We start from the raw sequence: 17,492 nt of genomic DNA on the forward strand, positions 1-17,492 counted from the left end.
AGAGATCGACGAGCGCTGCGCTTTCTGGCTGCATCTGTTCGACCTGCTCTCCCCTTCAAGGCCTGCTGGCTTCGGTACCATCCGGCCCATACCGTTGTCTGAGATGGCTGCTTTGCGTCAGATGATGGTGCTACCCTGCTCATCGGATGAATTCATCTCTGTCATTCGGGAGATGGACTGGGCATACATGGAAAGCAGGGGATAACAACATGAAGGGATGGCTGACGCTTGCGGCCGCCGCGCTTCTGACGGGGGAGGTAACAGCTGCCGACCATGATGCTTGCAGCGTGCGGTCGCAGCTTGCCGAGGAGATCATGTGGCATCGTCAGGCAGGCACCCCGATCCGCGAAGTGGTAGACCTGACCTCTCAGGACGGCCCTAGCTCTCCGTACATAACGGCGATGATCAACATGGCTTATGAGCGGCAAGCGGCAAGGTCCGAGGAATACCAAAAGATCCAGAGAACCGAGTTCGGGAACGTGTTTTATCTCCACTGTATGCAGCAGGAGTAAGTCCTCCCGCATTGATTCTCACCGATACCTCCCCTCACTTGTACTCACCCGCCGTTGAGCGGGTTTTTTTATGCCTGGAGATTGTGATGCCCTATTCCAGCCGCCTCGAGTTAGTGATCGACAGCCGAAACGGGGAGCGCTCCTTGTCGCGCATCGAGCGCAAGCTGGAGAGCGTGGATCGCCAAGGGCAAAAGAGCCAGCGATCCCTCTACAACATCGGCAAGGCTGTCAGGCTGGCCAGTGGCGCAGCGGTAGGCCTTGGTGCCATAGGCGGGGCCATGGGCGTCATGGCGAACTACGCCTCGAATGCCGCCGTCGAGATCGAGCGCATGGCCGGCCTAGCCAATACCAGCGTAGAGAGCTTCCAGCGCATGACCTATGCCGCTGGTCAGCACAACATCGAACAGGAAAAGGTCTCAGACATCCTCAAGGATGTGAATGACCGTGTAGGCGAGTTCCTGCAAAGCGGCTCCGGTGAGATGGCCGACTTCTTCGACAATATCGCCCCCAAGATTGGCGTCACCGCTGAGCAGTTTCGCAACCTGTCTGGCCCCCAGGCGCTCCAGCTCTACTATGACAGCCTCGAGAAAGCGGGGCTGAACCAGCAAGAGATGACGTTCTACATGGAGAGCATGGCCGACGAGGCCACCTCTCTGATTCCTCTGCTTCGCAACGGCGGCGAGGAGTTCCGACGGCTTGGTGATGAGGCGCAGAAGAGCGGCCGCATCCTCTCGAGACTGGAGATCGACCGGCTCAAGGACATCAAATCGGAGTTCTCCGACCTTGGGGCGCTGTTGACGACCGAAACATCGCGCGCGGTGTCTCAGTTCGACAACTTGATGAAGTCCTCCCTGGAGGGGATTGCCGGCGGTGTCGAGTACCTGGCGCAGCGCTTCAACGTCCTCATGGATACGTTTCGCAATGCTGACGAGATGCGCAGCCTGGTAGCGATCAATGAGCAAATCGCTGAGATTGAAAACCGAGTCAACCGTGGCATCGGCGCTGGCGGCGGCGCCTTGGGCACCGGCACCCTGGGCGCCGAGATCCGAGCGGCAGCAGGACAAACCGAGGATGACCTCGCCGAACTCATCGCCCTGCGCGCGAGGCGCGAGGAGCTGATGTCGGAGGCGGGGAGCGACAATCGCCCCGACCCAGAGGAGCTTGTTCTTCCCCGCCTCAATAGCAAAGAGCGGGCCGAAGCAGAGCGGGAGCTGGCCAAAGCAGAGCGTGAGCGTATCCGAGAAGAGGAACAACTGGCACAGACCCAGCAGACGCTTCTCGACCGGCTCTATCCGCTGGAGGCCGCACACCGCCTGTATCGCGAAGAACTCGATCTGCTCGATCTCAAGGCCGCAGCCGACGACACACTGAATCTCGCAGACGCCCAGGAGCGACTACGCACACAGTATTCGGTTGAGCTGACCGGCGGCTTCATGGAGCAGATCGCCACCGGCGGGCTGGCTGAGAAGGTCAAGGAGACTGACGACCTCACTCGTGATCTCGGATTGACCTTCTCCAGCGCGTTCGAGGACGCCATCGTGGGTGGCGAGGGTTTCCGAGAAGTCCTGGCCGGCATTGCCGAGGACATTGCTCGCCTTGCGGTTCGCAAGAGCATCACAGAGCCTGCGGTGGACTGGCTTGGAACCGCGCTTTCATTAGGCGCCAGGGCCTTCGGCGGGGGCAGCCCTGTCCAAGGCGGTTTCACCTCAGCCATCGATACCGGGGCAACCTTTATTGGGCAGGCGCACGATGGCATTGACCGCGTTCCCCGGGAAGGCACCTGGCTGCTAGATGGGGGTGAGCGCGTTATGACTTCACCCCAGGCTGACAAGCTCGATCGGTTCCTAGCGTCACAGCAATCCACTCCGGCTGCTACTGCTACCACCATTAACATTCAAGCCCCCATCACCGTGCAGGCACAGCCGGGCACAAGCGATCGAGACGCAGAACGCCAAGGGCGCGCTGCGGGTAAAGCCCTTGAAGCAACAATGGTTCAAGTCATTCAAAACCAGATGCGCCCCGGCGGGCTGCTCGCCAAGAGGTAATCCATGGAGATCGACGTCCTCCCCGATATTGGCCGGGAGCCTGATTATGGGCTGACCGGCGGCGGCTCGTTTGCTGTGGATGCGGTGAGCTTTGGTGACGGGTATGAGCAGCGTCGCCCCGCCGGTATCAACTCGTCCAGGCGAGAGTGGACCGTGACGTGGAGTCTCATCACCCAAGAGCAGATGGAGCGCTTGCGGGATTTCCTGCTGCAACGCCTGGGTGTTTATGCCTTCCTGTGGCAGGTCTCCGGTGAGCCTGAGGCATGGCGCGTGGTCTGCAAAGAGCACCCTAAAGTCTCCGAGGACACCTTCAAGCGGCATACCCTGACAGCCACGTTCACCGAGGACTTCGGGCTATGAGCCAGATCATCGCTTCCGATGCCCAGCGCCTAGAGCAAGATGCGATCGTCACCATGTTTGAGCTTGATGCTCGAAACTACGGTGATGGCATTCTGCGCTTCGCGCCCTACCCGATCGACGGCGGCCCAGTTCGGTTCAATGGCTACGAGTACCAGCCGGTGCCGATCAAGGCCGAGGGCTTCGAGTGGAACGGCCAGGGCACCCTTCCCCGGCCGACACTCACGGTCACCGCCATGGAGCTCGCGTTTTTGTCGCTGGTGATCAGTGCCGACGACCTGGTCGGCGCCCCGGTCAAGCGCCTGCGCACCTACCGCCGGCACCTGGATGACGGCACGGCGCCCGACCCCGAGGCCTTATTCCCGATCGACTACTACGTGATCGAGCGCAAGGCCTTACAGAACCGCCGGCAGATCCAGTTTGAGCTGTCGGTACAGATGGATCAGGAAGGCCGGATGATTCCCCACCGGCAGATCCTGCGGGACTCGTGCACGCATCGTTACCGCTGGTTTGATGGCACCCAGTACCGCTACGAGGGCGTGACCTGCCCTTATTCTGGCTCCGGCGAGTGGGAGGCTGATGGGTCAGATGCCCTGCCCGGTATGGGGCGCGATGTGTGCGGCAAGCGGTTGAGCGACTGCCGGTTGAGGTTCGGGCAGAACGGCGTATTACCAACACGAGCATTCCCCGGCGTTGGCCGGGTGCGATAGGAGAATGACCATGGCAAATGTAATCAGCACTCATGAACCATACAGCGGTAGTGACCCGCAAATGCTGCTCAGAATTTGCGAGGCCATAAAGAAGACCTCGCTTTTCCATGAGTTTGAGAGGGTTCCCGGTTCAACTCTTCGTAAGGCCGGGGAATAGGCTTTCCGCAACCGACCTTGGAATGTCGTCCCCGCAGCCCTGCATGGCGCAGGACTCTAGCGCGGTAGCCATTGCTGCCCTAGCCCGTGGCTCATCGATTGTTTTCAGCATATCGAAGATGACACCAAACATAGCGGCCTGCTGCAGCATTAGTTTTTGTTCAGGCGACATGACGCTCTCCACTGCGATGGGTGAGTCAACAAGCGTCGCTCTACCCTTGTCACCCTGCAACTGGGTATATCCCCACCCTGTCGCTATCCAGCATTTAACGGAGCGTCAATGTTTGATCAATATCAGGCGCAGATCCGTGCTGAAACCCTGGCCGCCTATCCCGATGAGGCAGTGTGGTTGATCACCGACCATGGCTGCCGGCAGGTAGCCAATGTGGCAGACGACCCCCGATCCACCTTCGCCATCGCCAAGCGCGACATGGCAGCGGCCACCGCCCAGGGCCTGCGGGCCATAGTTCACTCACACCCGGACTACCCGGACTGCCCCAGCGAGGCCGACATGCGCGGGCAGATTGCCTCGGGCGTGCCGTGGGGGATCGTGGCCACCGATGGCAACACCACGACACCCATTCGCTGGTGGGGCGGCGGCGACCGGCCTGAGCTGGTCGGCAGGGGCTTCGTCCACGGCGTGACCGACTGCTACGCCCTGATCCGCGACTACTACGCGATGGAACTGGAGATCGATCTTCCCGAGTTCCCTCGCTCATGGGAATGGTGGCTCAAGGGGCAAGACCTCTACCGCCAGGGGTTCGAACAGGCGGGATTCCGCGTCATCGACGCGGATGAGGCCATGCCCGGAGATATGTGGTTCGCCCAGCTTCGCAGCGACGTGCCCAACCATGGCGGCGTCCTGGTGGAGAACGGGCTATGCCTGCACCACCCGTCTGGCCGGCAGCCTGTCGACCCCACCCGGCTCTCGCGCCGAGACCCGGCCGCCCGCTGGCTCCCCTACATCACCCACTGGCTCCGTCACACGTCGAGGGACTGATGAAAACGCTCTATCTGCATGGCTTTCTTGGGGCTCGCTTCGGCGAGTCCTTTTCGTTGGACGTCCGTGATCCTGCTGAGGCCATCCGTGCGCTGCTGATCCAAGTTCCAGGCTTCGAGGCTGTCATTCGTGATGGCGACTGGCACGTCGTGCGCGGCCCCCTCGATGGCGGCGTGTCGCTCGACGAAGAGGGATTGATGGTCGGCATGGATGACGAAACCGAGATTCATCTGCTCCCGGCGGTCGCCGGAGCTGGGGGCGATGGTATCTGGCAGACCATTGCGGGCGCCGTCCTGATGGTTGCCAGCTTCTGGGCTGGCCCCGTTTTCGGGCCCGGGATGTTCAATGCCGGCCTGGCTCTTGCCTTGGGTGGAGTCGCACAGATGCTGTCGCCCACCCCGCAGACAGGCGACTACGGCGAGCGGGAGCGACCCGACGAGCGCCCTTCTTTCCTGTTCGATGGACCCACCAACACCAGCACCCAGGGCCTGCCGGTGCCGGTGATCTACGGCCGCGTGAAGGTCGGCAGCGTCGTGGCATCTGCCGGCATGACTGCTGAGGAGCTGGACGAATGATCGACCCCACCATGGACGAGGCCTACCTAGAGGATGTTCAGCAGTCCCTGTACGGAGAGAAAGGCGGCAAGGGCGGCGGCGATGAAGCCCGTACGCCCCGCGAGGCGCCCAACACCCTTCGCTCCACCTCCAAGGCCAGGATCATCGACGTGCTGGGCGAGGGCCCCATTGTCGGCCTGACCAATGGCCTCAAGAGCATCTATCTCGATGAGACGCCGCTGCAGGACGAGGGCGGCGACTTTAACTTCCAAGGCGTGACCGTTCACACCCGCACTGGTGAGCCTGATCAGTCGCACATCGCCGGCTTCCCTGCGGTGGAGACTGCCAACGATGTATCGACCGAGGTGACCAACGCCACGCCAGTCATTCGCACCGTCACCAACCCGGAGGCCGATGCCGCTCGCGTTACCGTCCAGGTGCAGGCGCTAAGCTATCAGAACGTCGAGAATGGCGATCTGCTGCCCACCGAGGTGGCGGTGGCCGTCGATGTTCGCCCCAATGGAGGCAGCTGGTCCGAGAAGCGCTACGACATCATCAAGGGCAAGACCACCAGCCCCTACCAGCGGTCCTATCGTGTGCCGCTCACCGGCGATGGCCCCTGGGACATCCGCGTGCGCCGAGTGACGCCCGACAACGGCAGCGCCACCCTGCGCAACGCGACGTACTGGGCCACTTACACCGAGATCATCGACGCCAAGCTACAGTATCCCGATACCGCACTGGTCGGGCTCGAGGTCGATGCCCAGGATTTTGGCAGCCAGATCCCCTCGCGGAGCTACGACGTCAAGGGCCTGATCGTCCGGGTGCCGACCAACTACAACCCCGAGACTCGCGAATACACCGGCCTGTGGAACGGCTCGTTCAAGCTGGCATGGACCGACAACCCCGCGTGGTGCTTTCTCGATCTGGCCACCAGCGAGCGGTACGGCGCCGGGCTGGAGAACGTCGACAAGTGGGGCCTCTACCAGATCGCCCAATACTGCGATGAGCTGATCCCTGATGGCTTCGGCGGCCAAGAGCCTCGCTTCACCTTCAACACCGTGCTGTCGAGCCGAGAGGAAGCCATCAAGGCGCTCGACACCCTGGCGACTGCGTTCCGTGGCATGACCTACTGGGGCGCCAATACCGTCATGGCGACAGCCGACATGCCGGCCGATCCGGTCAAGCTGGTGTCACCGGCCAATGTCGTCGACGGTGAGTTCGAGTACAGCGGTACCGCGCTCAAGGCCAGGCACTCGGTCGCTCTGGTGAGCTGGAACGACCCTGGCGACAACTACCGCCTCCAGGTCGAGGTCGTTGAGGATGCCGATGCCGTCCAGCAATTCGGCTGGAAGCAGATCGACGTCACCGCCGTAGGCTGCACCAGTCGCGGCCAGGCGCACCGCCTTGGCAAGTGGATGCTCTACAGCGAGCGCGCTGAGACCGAGACGATCACCTACCAGGCCAGCGTCGACCATGCCGACCTGCGTCCGGGCGACATTATCGCAGTCAACGACCCGACCACGGCCGGCGCCCGGCTCTCTGGCCGAATCGTTCGCCCGGGGCTCTCCGCCCTGGTGCTTGACCAGGTGCCCGAGCAGGTCAGCGGCAGCGATTGGTATCTGGACGTGCTGCTGCCCACCGGGGGGATTGAGCGCCGGCAGGTCGATCGGTTCGCCGGCGATCATGTCGAGCTGGTCAGCCCGCTCTCAGCTGAGCCGATCCGCGGCGCCATTTGGATGCTGTCGAGCCAGGACGTAGAACCGCGCAAATTCCGGGTGCTGTCCGTCGCTGAGCAGGAGACGGCGATCTACCAGATCACCGCCGTTGAGCATGACCCGACGAAGTACGATCGCGTCGAGCAGGGCCTCAACCTGCCGGACGAGGATTACACGCTGATCCCAACCGGCCCGGTGGCGGCGCCCTACTCCATTACCGTCGAGGCATCCAAGTACCTGGCCGGCGGCACCGAGCACCAGAAGATCACTGTCAGCTGGACGCCCAGCGATGATGCTCGCGTCGTCCGTTACATTGCCGAGGTGCAAGGGCCAAATGACGTGTCATGGGGTGAGGCCTTCACCGGCCCGGGCACGTCGTTCGACATCCTCGATGCAGAGCCGGGTGAATGGCAGATCCGAGTCCGCGGCATCACCGGTACCGGCTCCGCGTCGCCCTGGGCGTACCGGACCACCAACGTGGCCGGCCTGCTGCTGCCGACGCCGCCGGATAGCGTGGACATCCGTACGGGAACCTTCGAGATCACGCTGATCCCGAATGGTCTCTACCCTGGGCAGATGTGGGAATTCTGGCGCTCTAACGTCGCACTCGACACAGGACTGATCGAGTCGAATGCAGTGCGCGTCGGTGTGGCGCCCACCCTGATCGACACCGACCTCGAGCCCGACACCACGTATTACTACTACGTGCGCGGCATCAACGCCTACGGCGTCTCGAGCTGGTACCCGGTGCAGGCCACCACCGAGAACGACCCCGGCAAGATCATGTCGGTGATCAGCGGGCAGATCAAACAGACTGATCTGTTCACGGACCTGAGCCAGAACATCGACGGGCTTAACTCCAGCTATGTGCTGAACGTGACCGGCGGCGGTCGAGTGGCGGGCTTCGGCACGGCCTACGACGATGACCAGGACGTCTTCGACTTCGGCGTACTGGCGGACCGGTTCTACATCGCCCAGCCAGGTGACGGCGCCGCCGAGGTGATCCCGTTCATCTTCACCGATGGCACGCTGTACCTGAAAGAAGCGCTAATCCAATACCTGACGTTCACCAAGCTCAAGGCGTCCGATGGCTCGTTCATCGTCGAGAACGGTAAGGTGAAGGCCAGCTACATCCAGGCCGATGAGCTCCATGTGAATTACGGCAATCTGTTCAACATCGACGTGCAGAACGCCCACATTCGTAACGGCGCCATCACCAACGCCAAGATCGGCAATGCAGCGATCACGCGAGCCAAGATCGGAGATGCACAGGTCGACACGCTGCAGATTGCCGGGCAGGCGGTGACCATCCCAGTCGGCACGTCACGCACCTCTGGAAGAAGCAGCAACGGCAGTTGGGTCAGCTGGCTATCGGTGTACCTCAATGCTGAGGGCGGCCGAGTATTCGCCAACTTCGCAGCAACGAATGCGACAGGTGGCGGCGGCCGGCCCTACTTCCGCTGGAAGGTCGATGGCAGTGTCTGGTTCGAGATTCCCACGGGCACCGGCGAGCTCAACCACGCCTGCACCCTCGATGTCGGCAACCGCCATGGCGTCACTATTGCCATTGAGTGTCTCGGTGCCGGCACCGTCAATTCCACCCAATCCACCCTGACAGCAGAGGGCAAAAAGCGATGATCGTCGCAATCTACTGCGAACTGACCGGTGCCATCCTGCGCGTCACAGACTGCCCCGAAGACCATGTCGAGATGCAGTGCGGAGAAGACGAGGGCTATATCGAGGTCGAGGCAGGCTTCGACGACGCTGGCCACTACCTGGACCTGGCAGACGGCCAGATCAAGCCAAAGCGGCGCCGAGATGCTCAGGTTGCCGTCGAGGGCTTAACGGCCACCATCACCGGGCTGGAGCCTGGCACCCTGCTGGCGATGGACGGCCAACAGATGGTCACCACCAGCGACAGCGCCCAAGTCGACGTCGACGTGCCGGGCACCTACCAGATCCAGCTGGTCGGCCCCGCCTGGCGCCTCGATGAAACCCTGGAGGTGGCGATCGATGGATAGGTTGAGCATTCGCCGGTTCTCCTCGCGGGCAGAGGCCGAGCGGCACTATCTGGAATTGGTGGACAACGAGGCCGAGGCGGCCCGCTATGTGTCGCCCGCCCAAGACGCCGTCTACCAGCTCAAGCTGGCCGAGGCTGCACAAGGGTCGGGGCCTATGGTCGAAGCTGAGGCAAACGCCACGGGAGCTGACGTGGCCACGGTCTGCCAGCGCATCAAGCGCGCTCGCACCCGATGGGAAAAGCGTGCTGGCACCATTGAGGAAGCGCGCATCACCGCCAAGGCCGATATTCGACGATCAGGCACACCCGCCGAAATGCATCGCGCCCTGACCCGCTTTCGCAACGCACTCTAACAGCCCGCCACGCGCGGACTTTTTTGTGGGAGACACACCATGGCAGTGACGCTTACCGGCGTACTGAAAGACCCCTATGGCCAGCCGCTGCCCGGGGCGACCATCCGCTTTGACGCCGTCAGGACATCCGCCACCGTCCTGAACCACATTCGTGCCGAGGCGATCACCGACGCCCAGGGCGACTACTCCATCTCCGTCGAGGTGGGTCGCTACGACGTGCGCGTGATGCAAGGCCGGTCATTCCTCGAGCTCGCCAAGAATCTGGAGGTGCGCGCTGACTCCACCGCCACCGATCTCAACGAGCTGGTGGTCGAGTGGCAAGGCGAACAGGACCTGACGCCTGGCATCGTGATCGAGTTCCGGGCATTGGTGGACGAAGCCCGCGAGTACCGGGATGAGGCTGCAAGCTCCGCTGATTCAGCATCAAGCGATGCCGAAGCCACGGCAGCAGACAGAATCCAGACAGGTCAGGACGCCCAGGCCACCGCTGCAGACAGGCAACAGACAGGGCTGGACGCCCAAGCGACGGCCGCCGATCGACAACAAACAGGCCTCAATCGCCAAGCAACATCCGATGACCGACAGTACATGGACGGGCGCGTCACCTATGTGAATGATCAGGTCGATCACATCGATAGCCAGCGTCAGGCTGTTGATACTGCGGCTGGCAACGCTGCGAACAGCGCCAGTGCCGCCGATGGGCACGCAAACGATGCCGGCGACTCCGCCCTAGAAGCCCAACACTGGGCCCAATACCCGAACGATACACCGGTGCCAGAGGGTGACGGCTCCCAGTTCTCCGCCGCTCACTGGGCGGAAGTTTCCCGGCAGCGTGCCGTTAACGCCATGGTCGCCCAGGGCGCCTGGGACGCGAGCACCGGCTCCCTGCCGCCCGAGCCGACCGGGGCCAGCTACTGGCTGGTCACTGGCGCGGCGAATGGCGAGACCGTTGGCGGTGTCGAGTACCGCAACAAGGACATGCTGCTCTGGACGCCCAACGAGAGCGGTGGCGGTGGCACCTGGTCGAAAATCGATAACACCGACAGCGTAGCCAGTGTTGCCGGCAAAACTGGCGCCGTCACGCTCGTACCGGGCGACGTTGGCGCAGACCCCGCTGGAACAGCGGCAAGCGCCGAGCAGGCCGCCAAGGACCACGCTGACACCAAGGTTAGCGAGGCTCAGGCCTACGCGGTACAGCGCTCGAACCATACAGGCTCGCAGACCCTGAGCACGATCTCGGATGCAGGCACAGCGGCAAGTCGGGACGTGGGCACAGCTTCCAACAACCTCATGGAGGTTGGAGCCTTTGGCCTGGGGGTTGCCGAAGGGTGGACAGTAGACTCTCTCAACATCGACGAGCTGAAAACCGCAGGTATTTTCAGCTTCTCGGGTAGCGCAGGAACCCCACCTCCCTGGTTTTCAGGAGAAGGTGGAGCTGTTGTCGTATCCCGACACGGTGGGACGTTCGTGACCCAGGTGGCCACTGCCGGCGGCTCTGGGAAGATGGCGGTAAGGGTAGGCAATGGAACATCGTTTAGCTGGGGAAAATGGCGGCTGATTTACACGTCAAACTCTATTGTCTCCAGTGTTTATGACACTGGAGGCATCCCGGGAGGTGGGATATTAGAGGTTGGATACAATACTAATGGAAGTTTTTTGAAGCTCGCCGATGGCACGTTGGTCTGTGTATTTACAGGCTCTAGAGATATAACCACAGACACAGCTTCGGGCAGCTTATTCAGATCCCCGTTCAGTATTACCTGGACGTTCCCCTCAGCTTTTCACACCGTTCCTTATGCAAGTTTTGAGTTCCGAAAGTCGGGCTCCCTGATCTGGTTTGTGTCCGATGACACTGGATCCAAGGTTCAGATGAGTATGTATGCGATGAGTTCGCACAACGGCAACTACTCGGGCGGATTCTTCCGCGCGTTTGCCGTAGGTCGATGGAAATAAGGAGAAGTTATGAAAGCTATTTTCACGCCACAGAACAGCACAGACATCGCCTACAGCTACCGGGCAGAAGGCGACGTCCTACACGTTACCGTCAACGGAGTCGAGGACTCCTTCGACTTCACCGGCATGCCGGACGGGTCTGCCAGTGACTTCGAGACCGCCTTGGAGCCGAACCCGCTAATCCAGGCCACTAAGGCCGACGGTGAGCTGACTATCACGCTGTTGGGCTGGTACGGCAATGTCCCAGTGCAGGGCGAAGAAGAGACCGACGAGGCTTTCCAGGACCGCCTGGCAGAGTACGAACTGGCCAAGACTGAACGCGAGGTGACCATCTAATGGGTGCAGTGAACTGGGTGCCGGCGCCGACTTCCGAAGAGCTGCTTGACCACGCAAAGGCGACTACCATGCGCCGCATCAACACGGCCTACGAAGCCGAGCTGGCCAGCATCCGCAGCGAGTATCCCGAGTCGGAGCAGATGACGTGGGACAAGCAGGAGCGTGAGGCACGGGCATTCTTGGCTGACTCAAGCACTGCCACGCCCCTAATGGATGCCATGGCTACTGGCCGGGGAATGGACAAGACCGAGCTAGCGACGCGGATCATCGCCAAGGCCGATGCCTGGATGCAGGCAAGCGGCCTGGCGACAGGAAGGCGCCAGGCTCTTGAGGATCAGGTGAAGGCTGCCGAGACATTGGAAGCGGTTGAGGCAATCAGCTGGGAGTAACATGAGATGGCAGAGGAGACACTTCCAGTCACCATTCTTCTTGGCCGCAAATTTTGAGAGCAACACCCAAATGACGAGCTAATTTTTCGCAATCAAACCATGCGGCCAAGGCGCGGCCAAATACATTTAATCAGCGTATGGGTATACCGCGTCCCAATCACTCTCCATGTCAATTAAAGACCACCCTCTAGAGGCTGCCTCATCGAGGCCCTTGTCTAGTTTCCCGATTTCACTATCTCTATCGTACTCTGCTTCTCTTTCACTATCTGTATGATGAATCATTATACCTAGGCGCGGCCCGTCCCCTTCCGTAACCCAAATCATCATTGGCACGTCACCATCAGAATTCCCTCCAGCTATAATAGGCCTTTGTCCAATATGCCGATCAATAGCTTCTATTTTCGCCGGCCCATCGTTATACCAAGATACTCCCGGTGTCTTCATCAGGAGTAATTCACCATCTTGATCGACTACTTCTGTATTGGTACTGCTTCCGATAACATTTTGAGGCTCAATGCCATAAGTTTGAGTGGCAAAAGCCCTCATGAAATGCAGTCCACCAGCAGAGACAATGTAGGTCTCAAAGTCCTTATCACGGAGAAAACTAAGAAGCTCCAACATAGGCTGGTACACCATGTCGTCGTATCGGCGGTTCGTTTCGGGGTGTCGGGCTTCATCTAGCCAGCGAGAAACGATGTCGCTGAAATTGTCAACGCTGAGGTTTGCGTGGGTAAGATCGAAGACTTCCTGAAGCCCTTGCTCGCCCCGTTCAAGTATTGCCTGGGCATCCCCCTGAGCGGCGGCTCTCTGTGCATCGGTGGCAAGGAGGTCGCTGTCGAGCGTGCCCGCTCGGTCCATGGCGAACAAGAGCTGGAAGTAGAGAGGTTGCTCGCCCCAAAGGGTCCCATCATTGTCGAACACTGCAATACGCTGGGGTTCCGGTACATAGTGTTCGCCACCGGGATTGCTAACGGATTCGACGAAGGAAATGATCTGCTTCTTGTTGTCTCCGTCGTTCCAGGAGGGGAGCGGGTCTGCGTGGCTCAGCCCTGCAAAGGAGAGCAGCGAAAGGACCGTAAGGATCGGTGGTGTAAGGTGATGGTGTCGCATAGTCAAATCCCTTTCAATGATCGAGAAAAAGGGGCATACGTCGCGCATGCCCCTTGTCGTCTCCTTGCTATATCAAGCTTGGTGTTCTGTTAGCTCGTTCGGACTTACTGAACGGTGGTCGGCTGCTGGAGGTTTTCCAGTACCTTGTCCAGGCTGAAGCTGGCGGCCTCCATGCGTGGCGGGAACTCTTCGAAGGTTTGCAGGAAGTTCGCCACGTACTGCTGAGCCGGCACCAGCATGAACATGTGGTCGAGCTGCCAGTCATAGAAGGTGTTGGAGGTGAGCTGAGAGCGCTCGTAAGGGTCGCGGCGCAGGTTGAAGATCAGCGGGACGCGAAGCGGGGTGAACGGATTGGCCCAGACCTTCAGGGTGCCCTCTGCACGCTGCTCCATGAAGATCAGTTTCCAGTCATCGTAGCGCATGGCGGTCAAATCGCCATCATCCGAGAAATAGAAGATCTCGTGCCTTGGGGCTTCTTCAGATTCCCCGGTCAGGAACGGCAGGAAGTTGTAGCCGTCGAGGTGCACGTTGTAATCGCGTCCAATGGCCTGCACACCACCTTCGAGAAGATCGTCCTTGACCGAGTCATTGCCGGCCGCCGCCAACAGGGTGGGCATCCAGTCCATATGGTGCATGACCTCGTTTGAAATGGCGCCTTCCTCGATCTGTCCGGGCCAGCGCACCATGGCAGGCACTCGCCAGCCACCTTCCCAGTTGGTGTTCTTCTCGCCACGGAACGGTGTCATGGCAGCATCAGGCCAAGTGTTCATATGGGGGCCGTTGTCGGTCGAGTAGAACACGATGGTATTGTCAGCGATGTCGAGCTCGTCCAGCTTGTCGAGAAACTGGCCCACGTGCATGTCATGTTCGACCATGCCGTCGGAGTACTCGTCCTGGCCGGATATGCCGCGCATCTCGTCCTTGACGTGTGTGCGGAAGTGCATGCGTGTCGCATTCCACCATACAAACCAAGGCGTGCCTTCTGCTGTTTTGCGTTCGATGAAGTCCAGCGCAGCCGCGGATGATTCCTCATCGATAGTTTCCATTCGCTGTTTGGTCAGAGGTCCAGTGTCTTCAACCTCACCGTCAGCAGTAGAGCGAATCACCCCGCGAGGGCCGTAGGCTTCACGGAAGGTCTCACCGCTGGCGAGTTCCATGTCACCCGGATAGTCCGGGAGCTCGGGCTCTTCCTCAGCATTCAAGTGATAAAGATTACCGAAGAACTCATCAAAGCCATGATTGGTCGGAAGATGCTCGTCGCGATCCCCCAGGTGGTTCTTGCCAAACTGCCCGGTGGCGTATCCTTCGGCCTTGAGAAGACCGGCGATTGTCGGGTCTTCGACGCTGATGCCTTCCTGAGCACCTGGCATACCAACCTTGGACAGCCCTGTGCGAAACACACTCTGGCCAAGAATGAATGACGACCGACCAGCGGTGCAGGACTGCTCTCCATAATAGTCGGTAAACATCATTCCTTCGTCGGCGATGCTGTCGATGTTGGGGGTCTGGTACCCCATGAGACCATGAGTATAGGCAGATATATTGGACTGTCCAATGTCATCACCCCATAAAACCAATATATTAGGTTTTGTTGATGAAGACTCTTGTGAACTCCCCTCTTCTTCTTGGCTTTGTTGAGCAAATGATATCGTTGATATAGAACCAAACAAGACAGCCACTAAAGTGGCTGCACTCCTTCTAGAAGTGAGACTTTTATTAAAGATAGCCACATCTTTTCTCCCTGAATCATGAATCCTTATCTCTTGAATTGTCATTTAATAAAAAATGACTACTCAAGTTTAGTACACATTTAAAAATTTTCAAGAACAAAAATATTTAAAATATGTTACAAAGGAATTAAAAAACACGCATACAAAAAGATATTATTATATTTCAAAGAACATATGCCAAAATACAATCTAACGTAATTTTAATAAACAAGAAATTATAAAAAGCCAGACTAAAATGCTTTTAGCGGATTATCTTTTAGCTACGCTGCGCTATTTCACCCAACCATCAATTTCTTTCTCGTGACGTATTGCGCCTGGACAGGTACGGAAGTTTTTCTACGCTTAGTGAGGGGTAGGAAGCTCACCATGCAACTACCCGAATGACTTTCCTTTACACTCGCAACAGGAAAACTCTATGTTAATCAGAAGCTTATGCTCCGTCTCAGTTATTTCTTTAGCCCTCCTTTTTTCTGCGAGCGCCCTATCTTCTGATGCCGAAGAGGAGCATCGTGAGAGCATGGATAAGAGAGCCGCTCAGACTCAGCCCGGCGAAGGCATGATGGAAAAACACAACGAAGGCATGATGGAAGGAAGTGATGCTGCTACAGAAAGGCGTCAGGAGATGATGGTGGAACCCACAGACCCTAGTAGCACGGAAGGAGCATTGAAAGACCAAAGTGATGATGCAATGGAAGGTAGCGACGCGCTCAACGAAAAGAGAGGTGAAATTTTGCAAGAACAGGATGGTTAATTTTTCATCATATTTTCAATAACAAATTAACTCCGTTATTTTCTGCGCTTGGAAAAACTATTCCACGATGGAGCAATTCATTTTCTGGGGAGCGCACACTATCGTTTCATCGTGGTCTCTCAAGTCTACGACAGCAATAACTTGCACCACTAATGGAATCAGCGCCGTGTTTCGCTTGTTCGTTGAGACCGCCGTCCTAAGTGGGAGGTGAAAGCTGAAGCCGAAGCATACCTTCGACTCGAAACGATGACGCGACAACGTGATCTGATAGGTGTCCATTGAGAGCCTTACCAATCAGGCTGCATGGATGCTCTAAGATTTACGTGACCGCAACTCCTGCACTTGATGATGAAGCACCTACCCCAAGGGCCATCTGGCGTCACCTCGAAGAGCGTCCACCCCTTCTTGCCTACCTCTTGAAACTCGGTAGACTGACAAGCCAAACAGCGCATTTCCAGACCGCCCTCAACCACCTGATACCTGATCATTTGCGTGATCATCTCGCCCCCTGCCAACAGTGTGTTAAGGGTTAGCGTAGACTAGGGCTGCACGACAAACCTTAGGCATGTAGTGGCAGACTCGTCAGGAAGGCCTAAAGCGGCTTGCCCGAGCCACTACCATCGCTTGGCTCTCGGCATAACCACACACATTCCCCACATCAAGCCCAATCAAAGGTGCCCTCCCCCCCCCTACTATCGTGCTATGCTGAAACTCGACAGAAGAACTAAGCTCTATGCCGATTTGTCATGGCCTTGCAGAAAACTCTCACGTTCTGTGCAAGTACAGGCCGCCCCCAGAACACGTGGTGATTTTTGCGCTACAGTTAACAACAACACCAAGGAGGTCGCACCAATGTCGATTTCATCATCAATAAAAGTCGAGCCCAGATACACTAATTCTGGAAAAACGGTGACCTGGGAGATAATTGAATATACTAGCAACGGCCGAAGAGCTGCTCTGGCCACTCATGGAAGCGAGACTAGAGCACGACATGACGCTTCGGTGCTTGCGTTTGAAAGGGAAATATCCAGCTCTGCAAAGCGTGTACGAACAAGAAAATAGAGACTATTTCTCCCTATCTTCCAATATTTCCAGCACGCACAAAGCGGAACTAGAGAGCCTAACTATTCTCTTTCTACTAGTTTCGCTTCTCCAATTATTTGAATCAGCGACGTCTTGAATAGAACGCAGCAGAACTCGAAGAAGCTCAATTTCGCTTTGTTCATCTACGCCGCCATCTTGGCGTTGACTCTTTCCATCTTTATGCAAGAAAAATCCTATTTCTACGCTTCGCCGAAAAATGCTGGCATAGAGCTTCGCACTAATCCATAGCAAGCGCGCGAATCGGCACAAGGATTAAGCACCTGTTTCAGTAATAGTTTGTCCTACACGACCGTCCTGTTCGCTCAACCTATCGCGTTGATTAAGAGCGTGCCACCTGTCTGCACTGCGCTGCGACCAGATTGTGTCGCCGTCGACGATGCTGGTCTCCCTAGCGACGGTGCCGCTGCCGTAGGCGGCAAGGGCGAAGGAGGGAAGCGCGGCCAACGCCAAGAAAGCGCGGCCGTTACTCACCGGCCAGGCTGACGCTGCACCCTGTGTAAACGCCTTGAGGATACTTCTCCTCGATCGTCTGTGATTCCGAGACATTGAGACTGACGTAGGTGGGCACAGTGCCAAGCTCCTCGCGGATTTCATTGAATGCCGCTTGGATATGCCGATCGATGATCGACTCCATGGACTGCTTGGTCTCGCGGTACCGATCGACAGTGCTGTCGATGCGCATTATGACCTCCTG

At 58.4% G+C, this 17,492-nt stretch carries 16 protein-coding genes; 13 read left to right on the forward strand and 3 right to left on the reverse strand.

Annotation, left to right across the window (positions count from 1 at the left end; genetic code table 11):
• The first annotated feature begins 209 nt into the window (after positions 1 to 209).
• The 12 genes from KUV74_RS12535 (at position 210) to KUV74_RS12590 (ending at position 12,103) form a co-directional block, all read left to right on the forward strand.
• Positions 210 to 512, forward strand: coding sequence for a hypothetical protein (locus KUV74_RS12535; RefSeq protein ID WP_222516492.1), 303 nt, complete (start codon positions 210 to 212; stop codon positions 510 to 512).
• Between the two features lie 86 nt (positions 513 to 598).
• The gene (locus KUV74_RS12540) at positions 599 to 2,557 is read left to right on the forward strand and encodes a hypothetical protein (protein WP_222516493.1); all 1,959 of its coding nucleotides are present in this window, start codon (positions 599 to 601) and stop codon (positions 2,555 to 2,557) included.
• A gap of 3 nt (positions 2,558 to 2,560) precedes the next feature.
• Positions 2,561 to 2,917, forward strand: coding sequence for a phage tail protein (locus KUV74_RS12545; RefSeq protein WP_222516494.1), 357 nt, complete (start codon positions 2,561 to 2,563; stop codon positions 2,915 to 2,917).
• On the forward strand, positions 2,914 to 3,624 hold the full coding sequence (locus KUV74_RS12550) for a phage minor tail protein L (RefSeq protein WP_222516495.1): 711 nt from the start codon (positions 2,914 to 2,916) through the stop codon (positions 3,622 to 3,624). Before KUV74_RS12545 ends, KUV74_RS12550 begins: the two co-directional genes overlap by 4 nt.
• A 436-nt stretch (positions 3,625 to 4,060) precedes the next feature.
• On the forward strand, positions 4,061 to 4,780 hold the full coding sequence (locus tag KUV74_RS12555) for an NlpC/P60 family protein (RefSeq protein WP_222516496.1): 720 nt from the start codon (positions 4,061 to 4,063) through the stop codon (positions 4,778 to 4,780).
• Positions 4,780 to 5,355, forward strand: a complete 576-nt coding sequence (locus KUV74_RS12560; protein WP_222516497.1) for a tail assembly protein — start codon at positions 4,780 to 4,782, stop codon at positions 5,353 to 5,355. Before KUV74_RS12555 ends, KUV74_RS12560 begins: the two co-directional genes overlap by 1 nt.
• Complete coding sequence (locus tag KUV74_RS12565) at positions 5,352 to 8,690, forward strand: host specificity protein J (protein WP_222516498.1); 3,339 nt, start codon at positions 5,352 to 5,354, stop codon at positions 8,688 to 8,690. Before KUV74_RS12560 ends, KUV74_RS12565 begins: the two co-directional genes overlap by 4 nt.
• A complete protein-coding gene (locus KUV74_RS12570) occupies positions 8,687 to 9,073 on the forward strand; it encodes a hypothetical protein (protein ID WP_222516499.1) in 387 nt (128 codons plus the stop codon). The genes KUV74_RS12565 and KUV74_RS12570 overlap by 4 nt, the downstream gene beginning before the upstream one ends.
• Positions 9,066 to 9,425 (forward strand): hypothetical protein, encoded by a 360-nt coding sequence (locus KUV74_RS12575; protein ID WP_222516500.1) that lies wholly within the window; start codon positions 9,066 to 9,068, stop codon positions 9,423 to 9,425. The genes KUV74_RS12570 and KUV74_RS12575 overlap by 8 nt, the downstream gene beginning before the upstream one ends.
• A 39-nt stretch (positions 9,426 to 9,464) precedes the next feature.
• Positions 9,465 to 11,378, forward strand: a complete 1,914-nt coding sequence (locus KUV74_RS12580; RefSeq protein ID WP_222516501.1) for a prophage tail fiber N-terminal domain-containing protein — start codon at positions 9,465 to 9,467, stop codon at positions 11,376 to 11,378.
• A gap of 9 nt (positions 11,379 to 11,387) precedes the next feature.
• On the forward strand, positions 11,388 to 11,714 hold the full coding sequence (locus KUV74_RS12585; protein ID WP_222516502.1) for a hypothetical protein: 327 nt from the start codon (positions 11,388 to 11,390) through the stop codon (positions 11,712 to 11,714).
• Positions 11,715 to 11,782: 68 nt separating this feature from the next.
• The gene (locus tag KUV74_RS12590) at positions 11,783 to 12,103 is read left to right on the forward strand and encodes a hypothetical protein (protein WP_222516503.1); all 321 of its coding nucleotides are present in this window, start codon (positions 11,783 to 11,785) and stop codon (positions 12,101 to 12,103) included.
• Between the two features lie 126 nt (positions 12,104 to 12,229).
• Here the strand turns inward: KUV74_RS12590 and KUV74_RS12595 are convergent, their stop codons facing one another.
• Together KUV74_RS12595 and KUV74_RS12600 are read right to left on the reverse strand one after the other, a co-directional pair.
• Positions 12,230 to 13,261: an HAD family hydrolase gene (locus KUV74_RS12595; protein WP_222516504.1), complete on the reverse strand. Its 1,032-nt coding sequence runs from the start codon at positions 13,259 to 13,261 to the stop codon at positions 12,230 to 12,232.
• Positions 13,262 to 13,317: 56 nt separating this feature from the next.
• On the reverse strand, positions 13,318 to 14,943 hold the full coding sequence (locus KUV74_RS12600; protein WP_222516505.1) for an arylsulfatase: 1,626 nt from the start codon (positions 14,941 to 14,943) through the stop codon (positions 13,318 to 13,320).
• Between the two features lie 415 nt (positions 14,944 to 15,358).
• Here KUV74_RS12600 and KUV74_RS12605 point away from each other — a divergent pair, with 415 nt between their 5' ends.
• Complete coding sequence (locus tag KUV74_RS12605) at positions 15,359 to 15,694, forward strand: hypothetical protein (RefSeq protein ID WP_222516506.1); 336 nt, start codon at positions 15,359 to 15,361, stop codon at positions 15,692 to 15,694.
• A gap of 1,567 nt (positions 15,695 to 17,261) precedes the next feature.
• On the opposite strand, the gene KUV74_RS12610 is transcribed toward KUV74_RS12605, so the two are convergent.
• The gene (locus KUV74_RS12610; protein WP_222516507.1) at positions 17,262 to 17,480 is read right to left on the reverse strand and encodes a hypothetical protein; all 219 of its coding nucleotides are present in this window, start codon (positions 17,478 to 17,480) and stop codon (positions 17,262 to 17,264) included.
• Between the last annotated feature and the right edge of the window lie 12 nt (positions 17,481 to 17,492).

Source organism: Halomonas sp. DP1Y21-3 (genome assembly GCF_019801245.1).
GTDB classification, from domain to species: Bacteria; Pseudomonadota; Gammaproteobacteria; order Pseudomonadales; family Halomonadaceae; genus Halomonas; species Halomonas litopenaei.